Source organism: Mesorhizobium sp. M0478 (genome assembly GCF_040321305.1).
GTDB lineage: Bacteria > Pseudomonadota > Alphaproteobacteria > Rhizobiales > Rhizobiaceae > Mesorhizobium.
Window position 1 is genome coordinate 230,462 of the sequence record NZ_JAMYRH010000003.1, and the last position, 20,898, is coordinate 251,359.

The 20,898-nt window shown below is 63.7% G+C and carries 18 protein-coding genes and 1 pseudogene; 8 read left to right on the plus strand and 11 right to left on the minus strand.

Annotated elements, in window-relative coordinates:
• Window positions 1-61: 61 nt before the first annotated feature.
• The 3 genes from NKI64_RS09045 to NKI64_RS09055 form a co-directional block, all read right to left on the minus strand.
• Window positions 62-1,201, minus strand: coding sequence for an efflux RND transporter periplasmic adaptor subunit (locus NKI64_RS09045; protein WP_023692166.1), 1,140 nt, complete (start codon window positions 1,199-1,201; stop codon window positions 62-64).
• Window positions 1,202-1,259: 58 nt separating this feature from the next.
• A complete protein-coding gene (locus NKI64_RS09050) occupies window positions 1,260-1,865 on the minus strand; it encodes a TetR/AcrR family transcriptional regulator (protein WP_023668564.1) in 606 nt (201 codons plus the stop codon).
• Window positions 1,866-2,018: 153 nt separating this feature from the next.
• Window positions 2,019-3,659 carry an acyl-CoA synthetase gene (locus NKI64_RS09055; protein WP_352667628.1) on the minus strand — a complete coding sequence of 547 codons (1,641 nt, stop codon included), beginning with the start codon at window positions 3,657-3,659 and terminating at the stop codon, window positions 2,019-2,021.
• 190 nt (window positions 3,660-3,849) lie between these two features.
• Between NKI64_RS09055 and NKI64_RS09060 the strand changes: the two genes are divergently transcribed.
• From NKI64_RS09060 to NKI64_RS09080, 5 genes and pseudogenes are all read left to right on the plus strand, one after another.
• On the plus strand, window positions 3,850-4,821 hold the full coding sequence (locus NKI64_RS09060; protein ID WP_352667631.1) for a sugar-binding transcriptional regulator: 972 nt from the start codon (window positions 3,850-3,852) through the stop codon (window positions 4,819-4,821).
• 94 nt (window positions 4,822-4,915) lie between these two features.
• A complete protein-coding gene (locus NKI64_RS09065; protein ID WP_352667634.1) occupies window positions 4,916-6,970 on the plus strand; it encodes a bifunctional aldolase/short-chain dehydrogenase in 2,055 nt (684 codons plus the stop codon).
• 214 nt (window positions 6,971-7,184) lie between these two features.
• Window positions 7,185-7,531 (plus strand): annotated as a pseudogene (locus tag NKI64_RS09070) (D-alanine--D-alanine ligase A); the annotation flags it as partial.
• A gap of 88 nt (window positions 7,532-7,619) precedes the next feature.
• Window positions 7,620-7,880 (plus strand): ribbon-helix-helix domain-containing protein, encoded by a 261-nt coding sequence (locus tag NKI64_RS09075; RefSeq protein WP_023692171.1) that lies wholly within the window; start codon window positions 7,620-7,622, stop codon window positions 7,878-7,880.
• Window positions 7,873-8,160 carry a type II toxin-antitoxin system RelE/ParE family toxin gene (locus NKI64_RS09080; RefSeq protein WP_023696644.1) on the plus strand — a complete coding sequence of 96 codons (288 nt, stop codon included), beginning with the start codon at window positions 7,873-7,875 and terminating at the stop codon, window positions 8,158-8,160. Before NKI64_RS09075 ends, NKI64_RS09080 begins: the two co-directional genes overlap by 8 nt.
• 70 nt (window positions 8,161-8,230) lie before the next feature.
• Here NKI64_RS09080 and NKI64_RS09085 read toward each other — a convergent pair whose 3' ends face one another.
• The 3 genes from NKI64_RS09085 to NKI64_RS09095 all read right to left on the minus strand — a co-directional run bounded on the left by NKI64_RS09085 (window position 8,231) and on the right by NKI64_RS09095 (window position 11,911).
• Window positions 8,231-9,283, minus strand: coding sequence for a substrate-binding domain-containing protein (locus tag NKI64_RS09085; RefSeq protein ID WP_023692173.1), 1,053 nt, complete (start codon window positions 9,281-9,283; stop codon window positions 8,231-8,233).
• Between the two features lie 46 nt (window positions 9,284-9,329).
• Window positions 9,330-10,325, minus strand: a complete 996-nt coding sequence (locus tag NKI64_RS09090) for an ABC transporter permease (protein WP_023668572.1) — start codon at window positions 10,323-10,325, stop codon at window positions 9,330-9,332.
• Between the two features lie 74 nt (window positions 10,326-10,399).
• The gene (locus tag NKI64_RS09095) at window positions 10,400-11,911 is read right to left on the minus strand and encodes a sugar ABC transporter ATP-binding protein (RefSeq protein ID WP_352537167.1); all 1,512 of its coding nucleotides are present in this window, start codon (window positions 11,909-11,911) and stop codon (window positions 10,400-10,402) included.
• A gap of 137 nt (window positions 11,912-12,048) precedes the next feature.
• On the opposite strand from NKI64_RS09095, the gene mtnK reads away from it, so the two are divergent.
• From mtnK to fba, 3 genes are all read left to right on the plus strand, one after another.
• Window positions 12,049-13,317, plus strand: a complete 1,269-nt coding sequence (mtnK, locus tag NKI64_RS09100; RefSeq protein WP_352667639.1) for an S-methyl-5-thioribose kinase — start codon at window positions 12,049-12,051, stop codon at window positions 13,315-13,317.
• Window positions 13,314-14,408, plus strand: coding sequence for an S-methyl-5-thioribose-1-phosphate isomerase (mtnA, locus tag NKI64_RS09105; RefSeq protein ID WP_023668575.1), 1,095 nt, complete (start codon window positions 13,314-13,316; stop codon window positions 14,406-14,408). The genes mtnK and mtnA overlap by 4 nt, the downstream gene beginning before the upstream one ends.
• A 316-nt stretch (window positions 14,409-14,724) precedes the next feature.
• Complete coding sequence (gene fba / locus NKI64_RS09110) at window positions 14,725-15,789, plus strand: class II fructose-bisphosphate aldolase (RefSeq protein ID WP_352625580.1); 1,065 nt, start codon at window positions 14,725-14,727, stop codon at window positions 15,787-15,789.
• Window positions 15,790-15,949: 160 nt separating this feature from the next.
• Here the strand turns inward: fba and NKI64_RS09115 are convergent, their stop codons facing one another.
• From NKI64_RS09115 to NKI64_RS09135, 5 genes are all read right to left on the minus strand, one after another.
• Complete coding sequence (locus NKI64_RS09115) at window positions 15,950-17,056, minus strand: isopenicillin N synthase family dioxygenase (RefSeq protein WP_023701524.1); 1,107 nt, start codon at window positions 17,054-17,056, stop codon at window positions 15,950-15,952.
• A gap of 136 nt (window positions 17,057-17,192) precedes the next feature.
• Window positions 17,193-17,849: a methionine ABC transporter permease gene (locus NKI64_RS09120; RefSeq protein ID WP_023668578.1), complete on the minus strand. Its 657-nt coding sequence runs from the start codon at window positions 17,847-17,849 to the stop codon at window positions 17,193-17,195.
• Window positions 17,830-18,918, minus strand: a complete 1,089-nt coding sequence (locus NKI64_RS09125) for a methionine ABC transporter ATP-binding protein (RefSeq protein WP_352667644.1) — start codon at window positions 18,916-18,918, stop codon at window positions 17,830-17,832. The genes NKI64_RS09120 and NKI64_RS09125 overlap by 20 nt, the downstream gene beginning before the upstream one ends.
• 84 nt (window positions 18,919-19,002) lie before the next feature.
• Entirely contained in the window at window positions 19,003-19,857 is an 855-nt protein-coding gene (locus tag NKI64_RS09130) for a MetQ/NlpA family lipoprotein (RefSeq protein WP_023668580.1), read from the minus strand.
• Between the two features lie 172 nt (window positions 19,858-20,029).
• The gene (locus tag NKI64_RS09135) at window positions 20,030-20,713 is read right to left on the minus strand and encodes an SDR family NAD(P)-dependent oxidoreductase (RefSeq protein WP_023668581.1); all 684 of its coding nucleotides are present in this window, start codon (window positions 20,711-20,713) and stop codon (window positions 20,030-20,032) included.
• Between the last annotated feature and the right edge of the window lie 185 nt (window positions 20,714-20,898).

Consider the following 20,898-nt stretch of genomic DNA (forward strand, 5'->3'; position numbering starts at 1 on the left):
CTGAATTCGCTTGCCCAGCCCTTTCGCCAAAGCGACGATCAAGCCGGCTTCATGCCTGCGGTCAGCGCAGGGCCTTTGCGGCATCGCCTTCCGCAGAGGCGGCCTGGACCGCATCGCCGGTCAGCTTGACTTTGAGATTCTCGGTCATGAACTGGGTGCCGGCGGCAACGACGACATCCCCCGGCTTGAGCCCGTCGGCGACGCTGACGCCGTCGGCGGTGAACTCCGCAACCTTGACCAGGCGCTCGTGCACCGTCTCGCCGGCGCGGTCGACGGTCCAGACAATCTTGCGACCATCCTTTTCCGCAAGCGCGCTAAGCGGGATCGACACCATCTCCTGCTTCTTGGCCACCGAGGCCTCGATGTTGGCGGTCATGCCGAGCAGCACGCGCGGGTCGTCGGGCAGCGAGACGCGGACGGCAAAGGTGCGCGACTGCTGGTCGGCGCTGCCGGCGACTTCACGCACTTTGCCGGAGAGCGCCAGCGCGTCATCGGACCAGAAGCTGGCCTTGACGTCCTTTCCCGGCTTGAAGGCGGCGATGTCCATTTCGGGAACCGCGATCAGCACTTCCTTTTCGCCGTCAACGGCAACAGTCATCACAGGCGTTCCGGCGCCGACCACCTGGCCGACATCGGCCGAGACCGCCGTGACGATGCCGTTCTCGCTCGCCTTGAGATCGGTGTAGACGACTTGGTTCTGCGCCTGGGCAAGGGTAGAGCGGGCGGCATCGCGCGTCGCTACCGCCTGGTTGTAGCTCAGCGTCGCCTGTTCGAGCTGCGACTTGGAGGTGAAGTTCTTGGCAAAAAGCTGTTCAGCGCGCTTGCGGGACAGATCGACCGTCTCGACCTGCCGCTCGGCGGCGTCGAGGCTGGCCTTGGCGCTCTTGACCGACAACTCATAGTCCGTGGGATCGATACGGGCTAGCACATCGCCTGTCGTCACATGCTGGCCGATGTCGACCAGACGCTCAGTGACCTTGCCCGAGATGCGAAAGCCGAGGTTCATTTCGGTACGGGCTCGCACCGAGCCGGAATAGGTGAGTTCGCGACTCTTTTCGGCCTGGCCGATCTCGACCACCTTGACCGGACGGATGATGTCCTGGACCTCGGTCTTCTCCTGGCTGCAGGCGGCGAGCCCGAGCGTGGCGACGATCAGGCCGGCGACCGGCAGCTTGCGGATGATGGAACTGGACAAAGACACTTTCGTACTCCCGACTGGAGATGAACGGTCGACACCGGCGCCCGGCGGGCGGCGGCTATTACTTCAGAGCCTTGATCGCGTAATCGATGAGATCGTCGGGCATCGCCCGATTGGTCTTGGCAAGGCACTGCGCCACCATTTGCGGGTGGCACAGAATGACGGTGGCGGCGCCGAAGCAGCGCGATGCGATGACCGGATCCTGGTCGGCAAACTCGCCGGCCTCGATGCCCTCGCGGATGACCTCGGCAAACAGGTCGTGAATGCTGTCGATATGCTTGTCGATGACGCCCCAGTCGCGCTCGAGCGCGACGATGACCATTTCGTGGACCTTCTGGTCGTCGAGCATGACTTCCAGCGTCATCTTGTACTGCGCATGCACGTAGCGGCGCAGCCGCTCCTCGGCGCTGATCGGCAACCGGGAAATCTCGTAGGCCATGTTGTAGCTGGCGAGGAGCATGCGGCCGCAGACGGCCTGGTGGATTTCGACCTTGGAGGCGAAGAAACGGTAGATATTGGCCGGCGACATGCCGAGTTCGCGGGCGATGTCGGCGACATTGGTCTTGCCGTAACCATAGTGCCGGAACAGGCGTTCGGCACAGTCGAGAATGCGGGTGACATTCTCCTGGCGGGTGGAGTCGGCCATTATGCTGGCGGCTTCGGACATGGCTCTCTGTCGATTTATGAGTGACGAATTTCAACTTTCGTCAGTCGTAAATCGAAAAGAGGGAAGTGTCAATGCGAATTCGACGTACGCGTATAATTTGGTGACAGAGGGTGTGCGCGAACTCGACCTTGCGCGTGCCGTTGCGCTCTGGAACTAAGATCCCTTCGCCATTTCCCGCAGCTGAAACTTCTGGATCTTCCCCGTCGATGTCTTCGGGATCTCGGCAAAAATCACCGCCTTCGGCACCTTGAAGCGGGCGAGCAGCGCGCGGCAGTGTTCGATGATCTCGGCCTCGCTTGCCACCTTGCCGGGCTTCAGCTCGACATAGGCGACCGGCACCTCGCCCCATTTGTCGTCTGCCTTGGCGACGACGCCGCAGGACGCCACGGACGGGTGTTTGTAGAGGGCTTCCTCGACCTCGATCGATGAAATGTTCTCGCCGCCGGAGATGATGATGTCCTTGGAGCGGTCCTTGAGCTGGATGTAGCCGTCGGGATGCATGACGCCGAGGTCGCCGGAGTGGAACCAGCCGCCGGCGAAAGCCTCGTCGGTCGCCTTCCTGTTCTTCAGATAGCCCTTCATGACGATGTTGCCGCGGAACATGACCTCGCCGATGGTCTCGCCGTCGGCCGGCGTCTTCTGCATCGTCTCCGCGTCCATCACCGTCAGGCCTTCGAGTGCGGCATAGCGCACGCCCTGCCTGGCCTTTCTGGCGCTGCGTTCGCCCTTGTCGAGACCGTCCCAGGCGGTGTGCCATTCGTTGACGACCGCCGGGCCATAGGTCTCGGTCAGGCCGTAGAGATGGGTGACGGCAAAGCCGGCATCGGCCATGCCTGACAGCACGGCTTCCGGCGGCGGCGCGGCAGCGGTGTTGAAGGTAACGGTCTGCGGGAAGTGGCGCTTGTCCTCATCGCTGGCGTTGATGAGCACCGACATGACGACCGGCGCACCGCAAAGATGTGTGACGCCGTGGTCGGCGATGGCATCGTAGATCGGCTTCGGCCGCACCCAGCGCAGGCAGACATGGGTGCCGGCCTGGACGGCCAGCGTCCACGGGAAGCACCAGCCATTGCAGTGGAACATCGGCAGCGTCCACAGATAGACGGCGTGCTTGGCCATGCCGGCATGGATGGTATTGGTGTAGGCCATCAGGGCAGCGCCGCGATGGTGGTAGACGACGCCCTTCGGGTTACCGGTGGTGCCCGAGGTGTAGTTGAGCGAGATGGCGTCCCATTCGTCGTCGGGCATCGACCAGGCGTAGCCCTCGTCACCGCCGGCGACGAACCCCTCATAGTCGATCGCGCCGATGCGCTCGCCCTTCGGATAGGGTGCATCGCTGGCATAGTCGGGATCGTCATAGTCGATGACCAGCGGCTTCACCTTGGCCAGTGCCAGTGCCTGTTTGACGACAGCAGCGAATTCGCGGTCGACGATGAGCACCTTGGTCTCGGCATGGTCGAGCTGGAACGCGATGACGGCGGCATCGAGCCTTGTGTTGAGCGAATGCAGCACCGCTTTGGCCATCGGCACGCCGAAATGCGCCTCCAGCATCGGCGGCGTGTTCGACAGCATCACCGTGACGGTATCGCCCTTGCCGATGCCGCGCTTCGACAGCGCCGAGGCGAGCTTCAGCGAGCGCTGCCAGAAGGTGCGATAGGTGATGCGCTGGCTGCCATGGATGATGGCGACATGATCGGGATAGGTGCTTGCCGCCCGCTCCAGATAGGTGAGCGGCGTCAGCGGCTGATGGTTGGCGGCGTTCTTGCCGAGATCCTGCTCGTAGGGACTGCCCATCCCGTGCTCCCCGAATTTTCATTGTTGAGAACTTCTATCCACAGCTTCCCGCCACGTCACCATCGGCGATTCCCGACCGGGCACATTTGGCGCAATGATCGTCCAGATTCGCTGGGCAAAGAGGTATCGTGTACCCACGCCAGTTTGACTTTTGTCGAGAGCCGTGAATAATGTCAGCCGAGGAGACGGCATGGCGATCCGACCGGCAGAACAGCTTATCCACAAGGCCGCATGGCTCTATTATGCCCATGGCCTGCGCCAGGACCAGGTCGCCAGCCAGCTTAACATCTCCCGCGCCTCGGTCGCCATGTATTTGCGCAAGGCGCGCGAGACCGGCATCGTCAACATCTCGACCTCGACGCAGCTGTTCACCGACGACGTGCTTGCGCGCCAGCTCGAGGACGCGCTCAAGCTTGATGCGGTGTGGATCGCGCCGGAGAATGCCTATGTCGTCGACCCTTCGACGGACGTTGCGGTGCTGGCGGCGGGCGTCTTTCTCGAACTGGTCAAGAAGGGCGGCCGGATCGGCGTCGCCTGGGGCCGCACCGTCTACACCATCGCCGACGTCATGTCCTATGCCGACCTGCAGGACGTCACCGTTGTGCAGCTCTGCGGCAATCTCGGCGCGCCCTACTCCTACCGTCCCGACCAGTGCACGATGGAGATCGCCCGGCGGCTCAACGCCAAGGGCCTCAATTTCTACGCGCCGCTGGTGCTGACGACGGAATTGCTGGCGCATGGGCTGCGCGCCGAACCGGTGATCCGCGAACAACTGGCCGATATTGCAAACTGCGATCTGGCGCTCTATTCGGTAGGCACGGTCGATGGCGACAGCCATGTCGTCAAATGCGGCGCGCTCAGCCCCGGCGAGATGGGGCTGTTGCGCGAAGCGGGCGCCGCCGGCGTCGTTGCCGGCCAGATCATCGATGCCGCCGGCAAGGCGCTCGACTGCAGCTACAACCGCCGCGTCATCTCGGCCTCGCTGTCGTCACTGCGCCAGATCGAAAAGCGGCTGATGGTGGTGCAGGAAGACAGCAAGTTCGAACCGCTGCTCGCCGCGCTCGCCGGCGGGCTCTGCACGCATCTCGTCGTCGGCGCCAGCATGGCGCGGCGGCTGCTCGACCATGCCGGAGCCAGTGCGGGGGCAAAAAAGGCTTCCTGACCAACGAAATCCCAGCAGCCGGCGCATTGTCATCAAGGCGTCGCGGTACTCCTGTTCACAGCAACATCAAAGACAGCAAAGCGGACATAGCGACATGAAGAACCTTTGGAATGACGGCGACGCGGAAAGACTGGTTGCCGACTATGCGAAAAAGGGCGTTGCCCGCGACCTCGCGCTGCGCGTCTACACGACCCGGCTGCTCGGCGGCGAGCCGCGGCTGGTGCTGCATGGCGGCGGCAACACCTCCTGCAAGACCAAGGCCACCGATCTCGTCGGCGACGAATGGGATGTGCTGTGCGTCAAGGGCAGCGGCTGGGACATGGGTGTGATCGAGCCGCAAGGCCTGCCGTCGGTCAAGCTCGGCGCGCTGCTGAAGGCGCGTGCGCTGGCCAGCCTCGCCGACGAGGACATGGTGGCGCTGCAGCGGGCGAACCTCATCGACCCCGCCTCCCCCAATCCATCGGTCGAGACGCTGCTGCACGCCTTCCTGCCGCATAAATTCGTCGACCACACGCATTCGACCGCGATCCTCGCCATCGTCGACCAGCCGGACAGCAAGCCGCTGATCAAGACCGTGTTCGGCGACAAGATGGGGTACGTGCCCTACATCAAGCCGGGCTTCGACCTCGCCAAGGTGGCCGCCGATGTCTACGACGCCGACCCCAGCGTCGAAGGCCTGATCCTCGACAAGCATGGCATCTTCACCTTCGGCGACGATGCGAAGCAGGCCTATGACCGCATGATCCATTATGTGAACGTGGCCGAAGACTATGTGGCGAAGAACGGCAAGCCGAAGACAGCGAAAGCCGCACTGCCGGCCAAGCTCGCAACGCCGGCAGCGATCGCGCCGATGCTGCGTGGCGCGGTGGCAGTGGCGCGTGGCGAAGGCCGCTTCGACCGCATGATCAGCGATTTCCGCACTTCGGACGCCATCGTCGATTTCATCAACTCAGCCGGCATTGCAGACTATGCCGGACGCGGCGTGTCGACGCCCGACCTGTCGATCCGCATCAAGACCGGACCGATGGCGGTTCCGGTGCCAGACGCCGACAAGATTGGCGACTACAAGGCCGTCATCAAGAGCCATGTCGACGCCTTCGCCAACGACTATCGCGCCTATTTCGAAACCAACGATGCGCTGGACGACGTCCAGCGCACCATGCTCGACCCGATGCCGCGGCTGACGCTGGTGCCGGGCCTCGGCATGTTCGGCCATGGCCGCACGCTGAAGGATGCGAAGATCGCATCTGATGTCGGCGAGATGTGGATCGAGGCGGTGCGCGGCGCCGAGGCCGTCGGCAGCTTCCATCCTCTATCGAAGGCCGACCTCTTCCCGCTGGAGTACTGGTCGCTTGAGCAGGCCAAGCTCGCCTCCAACAAGCCGAAGCCGCTGACCGGCCAGGTGGTGCTGATCACTGGCGGCGCCGGCGCGATCGGTGCTGCGACGGCAAAACTGTTCGCCGCCAATGGCGCGCATGCCGTCGTCGTCGATCTCGATGCGGCCAGGGCGGCCGAGGCGGCAAAGGCAGCCGGCAACAATTCGATCGGCGTCGGCGCCGACATCACCAACCCGGCCGAGCTGCACGCCGCCTTCGACAAAGCTGTCGCTGTCTATGGCGGCGTCGACATTCTGGTCTCCAACGCCGGTGCCGCCTGGGAAGGCCGCATCGGCGAGCTCGACGATGCCCTGCTGCGCAAGAGTTTCGAGCTCAACTTCTTCGCCCACCAGTCGGCGGCGCAGAACGCGGTGCGCATCATGCTGGAACAGGGCACCGGCGGTGTGTTGTTGTTCAACACCTCCAAGCAGGCGGTCAACCCGGGTCCGAAATTCGGCGCCTATGGTGTGCCGAAGGCGGCGACGCTATTCCTGTCCCGGCAATATGCGCTCGACTACGGCGCGCACGGCATCCGCTCCAATGCGGTCAACGCCGACCGCATCCGCTCCGGCCTGTTGACCGACGCCATGATCGCCAGCCGTTCCGGCGCGCGCGGCGTGTCGGAGAAGGAATACATGTCGGGCAATCTGCTCGGACAGGAGGTGACGGCAGAAGACGTGGCGCAGGCCTTCCTGCACCAAGCATTGGCCGAACGCACCACCGCCGATGTGACGACGGTCGACGGTGGCAACATCGCCGCAGCGCTGCGCTAGACATAGACCTGGAGCGGTTCATCGTTCACCAAAACGACGAACCGCTCTCCCACCTGAAGGACTCCAGGCGGAGAACTGCTTTTGCAGGTCGTGCTGAAAAACTGCTCGAACTGGTCAAAATCCACTCCAATCCTTGGCCTATTGCTCGACCACTTTAGGGCGCGCCTTGTGTTTCGCATGCGAGCTCCGACCCTGATCCTTGGTGGAGTTGTCGATGGCTGCGAAGAGACTTCGTGTCGGCTTGCTGTTCGGCGGGCGCTCCGCCGAGCATGAGGTGTCGCTGCTTTCGGCAACCAATGTCATAGCCGCGCTGGACCCGGCGAAATACGACGCCGTTCCCATCTTCGTCACCCGCGAAGGCCAATGGCTGCTGAGCAATTTCAAGGACGGCGCGCTGGCGACACCGTCTGATGGGACGCAGCTTTGCCTGGCGCCGGGCGGGCATGGGCGGATGCTGGCGATCCCCGCCAAGGGTGCGCCGCACGACCTGCCTGCCATCGAATATGGTGTTCCGGTACTGCACGCCTGCATGGCGAGGACGGCGCGGTGGCTGGTGCGAGTCGGGCGGTCATGATGCAGGGGCAGATTCCTAACAGATATTGTTAGATCTTGTTGGATGCATTATAATGTGGGTATGAAAAACGAACCTATGCGCACCCTCACCATATCCCTCACCGCGCAGCAGATAGCTCGCCTGCAAAGCGCTATCGAAGGTGGCGGTTATGCTTCCAACAGCGAGATTGTCCGCGACGCCCTGCGCTTATGGGAGCAGCGCGAGGAATTGCGCACGCTCGAACTCCAGCACTTGAAGCGGGCCTATGCCGACGGGATGGGCAGCGGCAAGCCAGTGGCTGTCGACCCCACCGAGTTCATCGGCAGCCTGAAGGCAGAACGCCGCGCCCGTGGCTAGCTATAGGCTCACACCGCGCGCTTCGCAGGATTTGCGAGACATCTGGCACACCATCGCCGCCGACAATGAAAAGGCAGCAGACAGACTGTTGATGCGCATTTTCGAAAGACTGGAGCTGGCGGCGCAGCACCCCAAGATGGGCAGCGCACGGCCCGAGTTAAGCGCAACGGCCCGCGTGCTCGTCGAAGGCCGCTATATCATCATCTACGAGCCGCAGCCCGATGGTGTTATCGCTGTGGCGATTGTCCACGGGATGCGCGATCCAGACCATTGGTTGTAGGCCGGCAGGCTTACGATCAATATGAAAAGAGCGGCCCATGCCGCCCTTCGCATCTATCAGATGACCGATCCTACTTCGCGTTCGGGTTCGGCATCCAGGCCGGCATGGCGACATCGGCATGGGCGAATTGCGGCAGCTTGGCCGACAGGTCCTCCATGTTCTTGATGTCCTTGTCGATCAGGTCCTTCTGGGTGATCAGCGTCGGCGGCACGATGACGTTGTGGCCGGGATCTTCACCGGCGAGCAGCTGCGCCAGCGCGCGCACCGAGACCTGGCCGACGACGGCAGGGTTGGTGGCGGCGGTGGCGGCCCAGGCGCTGTCGGTCTCGCGCATGGCCGCGATGTCCGAGGTAGAGATGTCGGCGGAGTAGATCTTGATCTTCTTGTTCAGCCCCGCCTCGTCGACGGCGATCTTCACACCCTTGGCGAACTCGTCATAGGGCGCGAACATCACATTGATGTCGGGATGCGCCTGCAGCACCGAGCGCGCCTGGTTGGCGACCGAGTTGGCGATCGGGTTGTCGAGCGTGCCGAACATCGCGACTTCCTTGATGCCGGCATGTTTCTTCTTCACGTCGACCCAGGTCTCGTTGCGGCGGTCGAGCGGCGCGATGCCAGCGACATAGACATAGCCGGCGTTCCAGCTCTCGCCATTGTCCTTGACCGCCTGCTCGAGCGCCAGACGCGCAAGGTCCTTGTCGGACTGTTCGATCTGCGGGATCTTGGGGTTTTCGACATTGACGTCGAAGGCGACGACCTTGATGCCGGCATCGACCGCGCGCTGGGCGGCGTCCTTCATCGATTCCGTCAGGCCGTGCTGGATGATGATGCCCTGCACGCCGAGTGCGATGGCCTGGTCGACCATGTCGGATTGAAGGGCGGCGTCCTGGCGGCTGTCGAGCACGCGCAGATCGATGCCGAGCGCCTTGGACTGGGACTCGACGCCCGAGAGATAGGCCTGGAAGAAATCGCCGGTCGAGAGATAGCGCACCAGCGCGATCTTGACGCCGGGCTTGTCGAACGGCGCCGGCTTGTCGGCGGCAAAGGCCGGGACCTGCATCAGCATTGTTGCGCCGGCCAATCCGAGCGCGACCTTCCCCAAAAGTCGTCTTGTGATGTTCACGTTCTTTCCTCCGTTTGTTGAACCCAAAACTGTCCCGGCAGCCATTCTATCTCCTGCCCCGGCCGGAAAGGGCGAAGGTAAAGACAAGGGCGACGACGAGAACCACGCCCTTGACGAAATCCTGCGTGTAGTAAGGCGCGTTCATCATCGTCAGGCCTTGCAGCAGGATGCCGACGAACAGCGCGCCGATGGCGGTGCCGAAGGCGTTCGGCTTGGCGGCGCCGAGCACTGCGTAGCCGATCAGCGCCGCGGCAACCGCATCGAGCAGCAGATTATTACCCGACGCGATGTCACCGCGTCCAAGCCGTGCGGCCAGCAAAATCCCGCCGATCGAGGCAAAAACTCCTGAAATGACGTAGGCCCAGATTTTGTATGCCTTGACAGGCGCGCCGGCGAGTTCGGCGGCCCGTTCATTGCTGCCCACGGCATACATCATGCGGCCGAAGCGTGTGTATTCGAGGAAGAACCAGATCAGCACGGCGAGCACGATCAGCACGACCACCGAGACCGGAATGAGGTTCGGGATGAAGAAGTCGAAGCGATGGCGGCCGAGCGCCAGGAAGGCGTCGGAGAATTTGCCGTTGGCGACCGAGCCGTCCGGCATTGTCATACCGGTGGCGATGGAGCGTCCTTCAGTCGGGATGCGCTGGAGGCCGACGAGCAGGAACATCATGCCGAGCGTCGCCAGCAGATCGGGCACGCGCATATAGACGATCAGCCAGCCATTGATGAGGCCGACAAGGGCGCCGATGAGCAGGCAGATGAGGACAGCGACGACAACGTTCTGCTCCAGCACCACCATGACATAGGCAGCCGCCATCATGGCCGATGTGGCAACCGAGCCGATCGAGAGATCGAAGCCGCCGACAACCAGTGTGGCGGTGACGCCCAGCGCCAGCACGCCGGTGATGGCGACCGACTGGAAAATGAAGACGGCACTTTGCGGCGAGACGAACCCGTCGGCGGCGATGGCGAAATACGCGATCAGCCCGAACAGAAGCACGATGAACCCGTAGCGGATAGCGTAATCGCGCAGCGTCATTCAGCGCCCGCCGTCAATACCCAACTCAAACCCGTGCACTCCATTCCAACCCTCAGTTCTTCAATCATCGTGGCTCAGGCCGCACTGTGCAACGGCCCGCCCGCGACTTCGGCCAGCAGACGGTCGAGATCGACATCGGCGTTGCGGTGTTCGCCGACGATGGTCTGCTCGGACATCACCAATATGCGATCGGCCGTCTCCAGTGCCTCGTCGAGTTCGGTGACGAACAGCAGCGTGGCGCGGCCATTGGCGCTGGCCCTCAGCTTGGCGGCGATGTCGCGCCTGGCGGAGATATCGACGCCCTGGAACGGTTCGTCGAGAATGAACAATCGGGCGTCCTGCGCCATCCAGCGGGCCACCATCACCTTCTGCTGGTTGCCGCCCGACAGAGTGGTCATGTCGTCCTTCTCCGAGCGGCAGACGATGCCGAGATCCTCGATCTGCCGGCGGGCAATAGTGCGTTCAAGGCCGCGTTTGAGAACTGAAAAGCGCGACATGCGCTTGTGGAAGGGCAGGCTGATGTTTTCCTGGATGTTGAAGCCGCCGACGATGCCGTTTTCGCCACGGTCCTTGGCGACCAGAAACACGCCGGCGGCGATGGCTTCGCCCGTCGACCCAGGCGCATAGGGCTTGCCATATAAAGTCATCGTACCGGACAGCGGCTTGCGCAGGCCGAACAGCGTCTCGGCGAGCGCTGTCTTGCCGACGCCGACGAGGCCGGTAATGGCAACGACCTCGCCGTCGCCGAGAGTCAGCGAGAATGGCCGGGCACCAGGGGCGATGCGGAAGGCATCGACGGTCAGGATCGGCTCGGCAGAACTCCTGGCTTCGATGCGGTCAAGATGGATCTTGCGGCCGAGCATGGCGTTAACGGCGCCCTCATAGTCGAGAGGCTTGCTATCGAAGACGCCTGAGATGACGCCATCGCGCATCGAGACGATGCGGTCGGCCAGCCGCCTGATATCCGACATGCGATGCGAGATGTAGAGGATGGCGACGCCCTGCTCGCGCAAGCGGTCGAGCAGCGCAAACAACCGGTCGGCCTCGGCGCTGGACAGCGACGAGGTCGGCTCGTCGAGGATCAGCACTTTCGGCTGGTGCGCCATGGCGCGCGCGATGGCCACCATCTGGCGATCGGCCAGCGACAGGTCGCTGATGCGGGCCTTGAGGTCGATGGCGAGCCCCATGCGGTCGGCCACCGCTTTGGCTTCGCGGCGCACCCGGCCGGGGTTGAACAGCAGCGGCGCGCCCTTGCCGGTCAACCGGTCGAGCGTCAGATTGGTGGCGACATCGAGATCGGCGACGACGCCGTCATTGATGTTTTGGTGCACGGTAACGACACCGGCGCGGATCGCCTCTGCCGGCGTGTTCGGCGCAAAGTTGCCGCCAGCGAGGTGCATGATGCCGCCTTCATGGTCGTAGACGCCGCTGATGATCTTGACGAGGGTGGACTTGCCGGCGCCGTTGGCGCCCATCAGCACGGTGATCTCACCGGCATGCAGTTCGAGCGAGACGCCGCCAAGCACCTCGATAAGGCCGAAGGATTTCCTCAGCCCGTCCACGCGGAACACGGCATCATTGCCCATTCGTTCCTCCCTGACGATGACGCTATGGGCTACGTGATCAATTGTCAACTCGATTGACAATTGCCAGTCAGCTTCCTAGCTTGGCCTCACCGCCATCGCTCCACTATGATTGGAGCGAGCAAGCGGGAGGGTGAGGAATGACTGCGAAATTGCCGTTTGAAGCACTGTCGGTGGAGACGCTTGCAACGCGCCTCGGTACGAACGAAGCGCTGTGCGCCAAAATCGGCAAGGGCCCTTGGAAGGTGCGCGAGGTCGGCGACGGCAATCTGAACCTCGTCTTCATCGTCGAAGGCGGCTCGGGTGCGGCCGTGGTCAAGCAGGCCCTGCCCTATGTTCGCCTCGTCGGCGACAGCTGGCCGTTGCCGCTCAAACGCTCCTTCTTCGAGTATCACGCGCTGACGCGGCAAGAGGCGCGCGCGCCGGGCTCGGTGCCGGCGATCCTCCATTTCGACGAAGCCCAGGCGCTGATCATCATGGAATATCTGGCGCCGCCGCACATCATCCTGCGCCGTGCCCTGATCGACGGCCGCGAGTTGCCAAATATCGCCCGCGACATCGGCCTGTTCATGGCCCGCACTTTGTTCCGCGGCTCTGATCTCTCCATGCCCACCAAGGACCGCAAGGCCGACCTGGCGCTGTTTGCCGACAATGTCGAGCTCTGCGGCATCACCGAAGACCTGGTGTTTTCCGACCCATATTTCGATGCCAAGCTGAACCGGCACACCTCGCCGCAGCTCGACGGCCTGGTTGCCGAACTGCGCGCCGACCGCGACCTCAAGGTCGAAGCGCAGCGGCTGAAGCATATCTTCGCCGCCAACGCCGAGACGCTGCTGCATGGCGACCTGCATTCGGGCTCGATCATGGTCACCTACACCGAGACGCGGATGATCGATCCGGAGTTCGCCTTCTACGGTCCGATGGCCTTCGATGTAGGCATGCTGCTCGCCAATTTCTGGATGTCCTACTTCTCGCAGCGCGGCCATGAACAGAAGGGCAAGCGTGACGCCATGCGTGCCTATCTGCTCGGGGTGACCAACGACACCTGGACGGTGTTCCGGGCCGAGTTCTCGCATCTATGGCGCACCGAGCGCACCGGCATGCTTTACCAGAAGAGCCTGTTCGAGGATCAGGGCGACATTCTCGCCTCGGAGCAGGCGCTCGACCATGTGCTGCACCAGATCTGGACCGACCTCTTGGGCTTTGCCGGCATCGAGGTGCACCGGCGCATCCTCGGCCTCGCCCACAATGCCGATTTCGAGACCATCGAGGACGAGGATCTGCGAGCCTCCTGCGAGGCCAAGGCGCTGAAATTCGGCCGTCACATCGCCGTCAACCGGCGCCAGATTCACGGCATGGACGAGGTCAATAATCTGGCCGCTTTGATCGAACGGGAGAGCAGGATTTGAACGTCGGCGAGCGCCACTACCGCACCATCTGGCTGAGCGACGACCAGCGTTCGGTCGAGATCATCGACCAGCGCTGGCTGCCGCACGAGTTCCGGGTCGAGACGATCGGGAGCGTTGCCGGCATCGCCACCGCGATCCGTGACATGTGGGTTCGTGGCGCGCCGCTGATCGGCGTCACCGCGGCCTACGGCGTCGCCATCCAGATGGCGGACGATCCGTCTGACGAAGCGCTCGACGCGGTCTGGGAGACACTGCACAAGACGCGGCCGACTGCGATCAATCTACGCTGGGCGCTGGACGAGATGCGGCGGTTCCTAAGGCCGATCGTATTGGGACAGCGCGCGGAGGCGGCCTATAAGCGCGCTGCCGAAATCGCCGACGAGGATGTCGATCTCAATCGCGCCATCGGCGAGAACGGGCTTGCCATCATCAAGGAGATCGCGGCACGCAAGAAGCCGGGCGAGCCGGTCAACATCCTCACCCACTGCAACGCCGGTTGGCTGGCGACGGTCGATTACGGCACCGCCACGTCGCCGATCTATCTCGCCGTCGAGGCCGGCATTCCGGTCCATGTCTATGTCGACGAGACGCGCCCGCGCAACCAGGGCGCCCAGCTGACCGCCTGGGAGATGGCCGGCCACGGCGTGCCGCACACGCTGATCGTCGACAATGCCGGCGGCCATCTGATGCAGCGTGGCGCGGTCGACATGGTGATCGTGGGCACCGACCGCACCACGGCCAATGGCGACGTCTGCAACAAGATCGGCACCTATCTCAAGGCGCTCGCCGCCTCCGATAATGAGGTGCCCTTCTACGTCGCTCTGCCCTCGCCGACCATCGACTGGACGGTGGGTGATGGCCTCACCGAAATCCCGATCGAGGAACGCTCCGGTGACGAGGTGTCGCTGGTCTGGGGCAAGACGGCGGACGGCAAGATCGCGCAGGTTCGGGTTTCGCCCGAAGCGACGCCGGCGGCCAATCCGGCGTTCGATGTGACGCCGGCACGGCTGGTGACGGGGCTGATCACCGAGCGCGGTGTGGCCAAGGCTTCGCGCGAAGGCTTGAAGGCGATGTTCCCCGAACGCGGATAATCTCCCCCCTTGAGGGGGAGATGTCGCCAAAGGCGACAGAGGGGGTCGGCGCGTCCTGACGCGACCTCCCAGCACCGACAGATGATGCTAGCGCTCCAGTCGAACCGACCCCCTCTGACCTGCCGGCCATCTCCCCCTCAATGGGGGAGATTAGCGCCTCACCGGCTGGCTACCGGATTTCAGCCCTGCAACAAGAATTGCGGCCTCGATGGCCGCTGACGGTTGCGGTTCTGGCGAAATCCGGCCAGAAGCATCTAGGCCGGCAATCGGCCGGCCCGCGACGTTGCGCTTGAAACCAGATACGGGAGACTATTGGGTGGCTCGCATAACACTGAGACAATTGCTCGACCACGCCGCCGAGTACGGCTACGGCGTACCCGCTTTCAACATGAACAATATGGAACAGGGCCTCGCCATCATGGAGGCGGCCGAGGAGACCAAGTCGCCGGTCATCCTGCAGGCAAGCCGCGGCGCCCGCGCCTACGCCAATGATGTGGTGCTGGCCAAGCTGATCGACGCGCTGGTCGAAATCCACCCCGACATCCCGGTCTGCATGCATCTCGACCATGGCAACAACGAAGCCACCTGCGTCACCGCCATCCAGTACGGCTTCACCTCGGTGATGATGGACGGCTCGCTGAAAGAGGACGGCAAGACGCCGGCCGACTACGCCTACAATTCCGGAATCACCCGGCGCGTCGTCGACATGGCGCATTGGGGCGGCGTGTCGGTGGAAGGCGAGATCGGTGTGCTCGGTTCGCTTGAGAGCGGCGGCGGCGAGCAGGAAGACGGCCACGGCGTCGAAGGCGCCATCAGCCACGACCAGCTCTTGACCGACCCAGTGCAGGCGGTCGAATTCGTCAAGGACACCCATGTCGATGCGCTGGCTGTCGCCATGGGCACCAGCCACGGCGCCTACAAATTCTCGCGGAAGCCGGACGGCGCGGTGCTGGCGATGAATGTCATCGAGGAAATCCACCGCCGCCTGCCCAACATGCATCTGGTCATGCACGGCTCGTCCTCGGTGCCCGAGGACCTGCAGGAGATCATCAACAAATATGGCGGCCAGATGAAGCCGACCTGGGGCGTGCCGGTGGAAGAGATCCAGCGCGGCATCAAGCACGGCGTGCGCAAGATCAACATCGACACCGACAACCGCATGGCGCTGACCGGCGCCATCCGCAAGGTGCTGACCGAAAACCCGAGCGAGTTCGATCCGCGCAAATATCTGACGCCGGCGATGGCGGCGATGCGCAAGCTGTGCAAGCAGCGCTTCGAGCAGTTCGGCACCGCCGGCAATGCCCAGAAGATCAAGCCGCTGCCGGTAGCTGAGATGGCCAAGCGGTACAAGTCGGGCAGCCTTGATCCGAAGTTTGGGTGAAGTCCCTGGCGCCTCTTCCTTCTCCCCTTGTGGGGAAGAAAGAAGAGCTATTGACATAAAAAAGGCCGGGCGCGAAAGCGGCCCGGCCAAAAGAAGGTCAAGAACCTTCAGAGGGGAACACCGCTCGGTGGAATGGGAGGAAACCGCCGAACGATAATTCCTATATGCGCGTATTCGCGGCAGATGGCGACGAACGGCTTTCTAAAACAACGCGAGATTCGGAAATTTCGATCTCGTTTTGAAAGATTTCAGCCGGTGAGGCGCCGGTTTCCAGGAGATCGGCGTAGTGCCGGCGCGCCACGTCGGGATGCGAGCGCAGGCGGCTCTTCAGCACATTGGTGCCGACATTGCGAAACAGCGGATTGTCGGGATCGCTGGCCGGGCCCCGCGCCTCGGCCGCCAGTTCCTCGGGCAGGTCGAGCAGCGGAATCGTGGCGTCGAGCCGGGCGCTGAAGAAGAACGGGACCGAGACGCGCTCGACGCCGGCCGGCGGTGTCACCACACGGTGGACTGTCGCCCGGAGATAGCCGTTCGACGCCAGTTCGAGCAGTTCGCCGATGTTGACCACCAGCGTGTCGGGCAGCGGATCGACGTCGACCCAGGCACCGTCATATTCGACCTGCAGCCCCTTGCTCTCGTCCTGCAACAGAAGCGTCAGGAAACCGCCATCCTTGTGCGCGCCGACGCCCTGGTTGTCGCCGGTGGCGTCGCGGCCGGGGTAGCGCACGATCTTCATGCGATGGTTGGGCTCGGCCCGGTAGACGGGATCGAAGGCGTCCTCGGCCTGATCGAGCGACAAAGCGAAGGCCCGGAGCAGCCGGATCGCCACCGCCGTCGCCTTGGCCTGCCATGCGAGTAGCGCCGGCTTCAGCTCGGGCAGCGTGGCCGGCCACTGGTTGGGCCCTTGCAGCCGCGTCCAGGCGGGCACGCCGGGGCCTTGTTCGATGGCCGGGCGTTCGACGCCGATGTCGAGCTGTTCGCGCCAGTCGGCCTTGCCTTTGGTCAGCTCGCCGCCGGCGCGCGTATAGCCGCGGAACTGCGAGGACTTCACCATTTCGATCGCCAGTTTGTCGGCTTCCGGCAAGGCAAAGAACCGGCGCGAGGCGTCGAGCACTTCTGCGGTATCCGCAGCCGATATGCCGTGGCCGGTCAAATAGAAGAAGCCGACATCGCGCGCGGCCGTGCGCAGGTCGAAGAGAAACGTTCGCCGCTCGGAAGCGCCCTGTTCGAGACGGCCGAGATCAAGCACGGGTACGATCCTGGGCATGGTCAAGCTCCTTGTTCCGCTGTCACGGTGGCACGCAGGCCGGTCCGATCAAAGCAACGCGCAATCCAATCTCGGCGCCGATAGAGAAAGCCGGCGCTGCGTTTGGCAGCCTGCCGGCAAATAACGTTCGTGGCGCTCATCCGCGCCGGTCCAGCCTGGCGACCAGCCGGTCACCGACCCACTGGATGCCGCAAACGAGGATGATCAGCACAATGACCACGGCGACCATGACGCTGGTCTCAAAACGCTGGTAGCCGTAGCGGATGGCGAGGTCGCCAAGCCCGCCGGCACCGATGGCGCCGGCCATGGCCGAGGCGCCGATCAGGGTCACCAGCGTCACCGTGAAACCAGCAACGATGCCGGGCAAAGCTTCGGGCACCAGCACCTCACGGATGATCGTCCAGCGGTTGCCGCCCATGGCGCGCGCCGCCTCGATCAGGCCGCGATCGACCTCGCGCAGCGACACTTCGGCGATGCGGGCATAGTAGGGCGTCGCCGCAATCGACAACGGCACGATCGCCGCCCAGGTGCCGATCGAGGTGCCGACGATCAGCCGCGTCACCGGGATCAGCGCCACCAGAAGGATGATGAAAGGCACCGAGCGGAAGCCGTTGATGACGGCGCCGAGCGCGCGGTTCACCCACAGGCTTTCGGCAATGCCGCCGCGCTCGGTGGCAATCAATGCCAGGCCGAGCGGCAGCCCGAAGACGAGCGAGATGAGGCCCGATGCCGCCGTCATCAGGACCGTCTCCCAGATCGAGCGCAGCAGAAGTTCAAACAGAACCGGCGACATGGCCAAGCACCTCCACCCGTGCGTCGCGGGCCTTCAGGAATGCGATTACTTTGGACAGATGTTTCGGATCGTTGCCCGCGACCGCAAGGAACAGCGTGCCGACCGGCTGCTGCTGGACATGGTCGATGCCACCATGGACGAGGCGGAACCGTCCCGGCACGGCCACCGCAAGATCGGACAGCAGCGGACCGCGCGCGGCCTCACCTGCGACGTCGACCCTGAGGATGAGCTCGGCGCCGCCTCCGGGAGCAAGCCGGCCGGCAATCTCGGCCGGCAGTTGCGGGCGGATGCCGCCGAGCAGGCTCCTGGTGATTTCGGAACGCAGCTCGGCAAAGACCGACCACACCGGGCCTTGTTCGACGATGCGCCCGGCATCGATCACCGCGACGCGGTCGGCGATCGAGCGGATCACCTCCATCTCGTGGGTGATGAGCAGGATGGTGAGGCCGAGCTGCCGGTTGATGTCTTTCAGCAAGGCCAGGATGGAGCGCGTCGTCTCCGGATCGAGCGCTGAGGTCGCCTCGTCGGACAGCAGCAGCGCCGGCCGCGCGGCCAGCGCCCTGGCGATGCCGACGCGCTGCTTCTGGCCGCCCGACAGCGAGGACGGATAGGCCTTCGCCTTCTCCGACAGGCCGACGAGGTCGAGCAATTCGGCGGCGCGCGCCAGCCGTTCGGCCTTTGGGCGGCCCTCGATCTTCAGCGGCAGCGCGACATTGTCCTCCACGGTCTTGGCCGACAGCAGATTGAAGTGCTGGAAGATCATGCCGATGCGACGCCGCAGCGGCTGCAATTCACGCTCGCCGAGCCGGCCGATCTCGCGGCCCTCGATGAAGACGTCGCCGGAGTCCGGCCGCTCCAGCCCGTTGAGGCAGCGGATCAGCGTCGACTTGCCGGCGCCGCTGCGGCCGATGATGCCGAGGATCTCGCCCTTGCGCACCGTCAGCGAGACGCCGTCGAGCGCAGGCGTCGCGCCAAAGCGGCGCTTGAGGTCGACCAGGCGTACGACATCTTCTTGCCCGGCCGATATATTGACCGGACCGGATGCCTCGGCCGTGACGTGCTGGTTCATCTCACTGTCCGTTTCAACGCTCGACAAAATGCGACAGCGGCCCGCTCAACAGCGGGCCGCCTGCTCCTGACAACCAGGCGCCAATCAATAGGCGCTGATCCCGGTGCCCTTGTAGACCTTGTCGAACTCGGCCTTGACCGCCTCGTTCTGGTAGGACGCGACCAGCGTCTTCACCCACGCCTCGTTCTCGTTGCCGGATTTCACGGCGATGAAGTTGCGGTAGGGGTTGTCGGCCACTGGCTCCTGGGCGATGCGGTTGTCCGGGCCGAGACCGCTCTTCAGCGCCCAGTCGGTGTTGACGACAGCCGCGTCGAGATCCTCGACCGAGCGCCCGACAATGCCGGCATCCAGTTCCTTGATGACGACCTTCTTCGGGTTCTCGGCAATGTCGGCGGTGGTCGCCAGGATGCCGGTGCCGTCCTTCAGCTTGATCACGCCTTCGTTCTGCAGAACGCGCAACGCGCGGCCCTCATTCGAGGGGTCGTTGGGCAAGCCGATGACGGCGCCTTCGGGCAGGTCGGCAACCTTGGTGTATTTCTTGGAGTAGAGGCCGATCGGCCAGACGCCGGTGTAGCCGACGCGCACGATGTGGTACCCTTGGGTCTTGATCTGGTTGTCGAGATAGGGCTGGTGCTGGAAGGCGTTGGCGTCGATCTCGCCGCGCTCGAGCGCCTCGTTGGGCTGGGTGTAGTCGTTGAACACCACGGTCTCGACGGTCAGGCCTTTTTCGGCGGCCTGGGCGACGACGACGCGCCAGACATCCTCATCCTCGCCGCTGATGATGCCGACCTTGATAGACTTCTTGTCCTCGGCGAAGGACGGCGTCGGCTGAGCCAGACCGGCAAGCGTGACGGCCGAGGCAAAAAGTGCCGCAAGGGCAGCTCGCCGGCTGATGGCTGAAAAAAGAAGAGAGCTGGAAGCGTTTCCGCGTTCGGACATTGTCGATCCCTCGTAATCCTGAAGTCATTGCGGCGAGGTGGAATACCAAGCCTTGACGACATCATCGGCAATGCTGCTTGCCGGATCAAAGAACCGCATTTCTTCTCAAACACGAAGCCGGGAATATTCTCTCAAAGATTTCGCAATTGCGAGAACGGTCACGCCGGACCGGTCAGAATGTCTCGACAAAGGGCCGCAGCTCGACCTCGAAGCTCCAGGCGCTGCGATGCTGGCGATGGGTCGCGAGATAGGTCTGCGCGATCGCATCGGGCGACAGCTGGCTGTCCGGTCGCTCGGGCTTCGTCCCGACCGGCTCGATCTGGCCGTCGATAATGAAATGGGCGACATGGATGTTCTTCGGGAAGAGTTCGCGCGCCATCGACTGAGCCAGACCGCGCAGGCCGAATTTCGGCATGGCAAAGCCGGCGGAGTTGGGAAAGCCCTTGATGCTGGCGGAGGCGCCGGTGAAAAGAATCGAACCGGAGCCGCGCGCAAGCAGCCGCCGCGCCGCTTGCTGGCCGACCAGGAAGCCGCCATAGGCGCCGACAAGCAAGGCTTGTTTGACCGCATCGGGATCGACCTCGGCGATCGGGCCGCGCGTGCGGCCGCTGGCATTGAAGACGGCAAGGGCCAGCGGGCCTTGCTTGTCGGCGGCGTCAAACAGGCCGGCGACGGAGGCCGGATCGGCGACGTCGGTTTCGACGGCCAGCGCGCCGGTTTCCCCGACCAGCGCCGCGAGTTTGGCCGTGTTGCGGGCGGCCAGCACCACACGATAGCCTTCCGTGGTGAGAAGGCGTGCCAAAGAGGCGCTCAGGCCCGCACCCGCGCCGGCGATCACTGCGACTTCGGATGCCATGTCGTTTCTCCTTGGCGATGACGTGTTCGTCTCATAGCTGGCGTCTTGAGCGGCGAGACGCAAGAACGGCGTTGCTCGATTTTCGCTGTTCGGTGAAAAACTCTGCCGGCAGGTTCGGAGCAATCGACCGCGGCCAGGGTCTTGCCTGGCGAGACAATCCGTCCGACAGGTGATTGCGTTGGAAT

Bases quoted from the DNA above. Each gene is read 5' to 3' on its own strand.
- NKI64_RS09060 (WP_352667631.1), top strand. From the start codon at position 3,850: ATGGCGATCCGACCGGCAGAACAGCTTATCCACAAGGCCGCATGGCTC.
- NKI64_RS09130 (WP_023668580.1), bottom strand. From the start codon at position 19,857: ATGTCCGAACGCGGAAACGCTTCCAGCTCTCTTCTTTTTTCAGCCATC.
- NKI64_RS09075 (WP_023692171.1), top strand. From the start codon at position 7,620: ATGCGCACCCTCACCATATCCCTCACCGCGCAGCAGATAGCTCGCCTG.
- NKI64_RS09095 (WP_352537167.1), bottom strand. From the start codon at position 11,911: ATGGGCAATGATGCCGTGTTCCGCGTGGACGGGCTGAGGAAATCCTTC.
- NKI64_RS09055 (WP_352667628.1), bottom strand. From the start codon at position 3,659: ATGGGCAGTCCCTACGAGCAGGATCTCGGCAAGAACGCCGCCAACCAT.
- NKI64_RS09115 (WP_023701524.1), bottom strand. From the start codon at position 17,056: ATGCCCAGGATCGTACCCGTGCTTGATCTCGGCCGTCTCGAACAGGGC.
- mtnK (WP_352667639.1), top strand. From the start codon at position 12,049: ATGACTGCGAAATTGCCGTTTGAAGCACTGTCGGTGGAGACGCTTGCA.
- NKI64_RS09050 (WP_023668564.1), bottom strand. From the start codon at position 1,865: ATGTCCGAAGCCGCCAGCATAATGGCCGACTCCACCCGCCAGGAGAAT.
- NKI64_RS09090 (WP_023668572.1), bottom strand. From the start codon at position 10,325: ATGACGCTGCGCGATTACGCTATCCGCTACGGGTTCATCGTGCTTCTG.
- NKI64_RS09125 (WP_352667644.1), bottom strand. From the start codon at position 18,918: ATGAACCAGCACGTCACGGCCGAGGCATCCGGTCCGGTCAATATATCG.
- NKI64_RS09065 (WP_352667634.1), top strand. From the start codon at position 4,916: ATGAAGAACCTTTGGAATGACGGCGACGCGGAAAGACTGGTTGCCGAC.
- NKI64_RS09135 (WP_023668581.1), bottom strand. From the start codon at position 20,713: ATGGCATCCGAAGTCGCAGTGATCGCCGGCGCGGGTGCGGGCCTGAGC.
- NKI64_RS09120 (WP_023668578.1), bottom strand. From the start codon at position 17,849: ATGTCGCCGGTTCTGTTTGAACTTCTGCTGCGCTCGATCTGGGAGACG.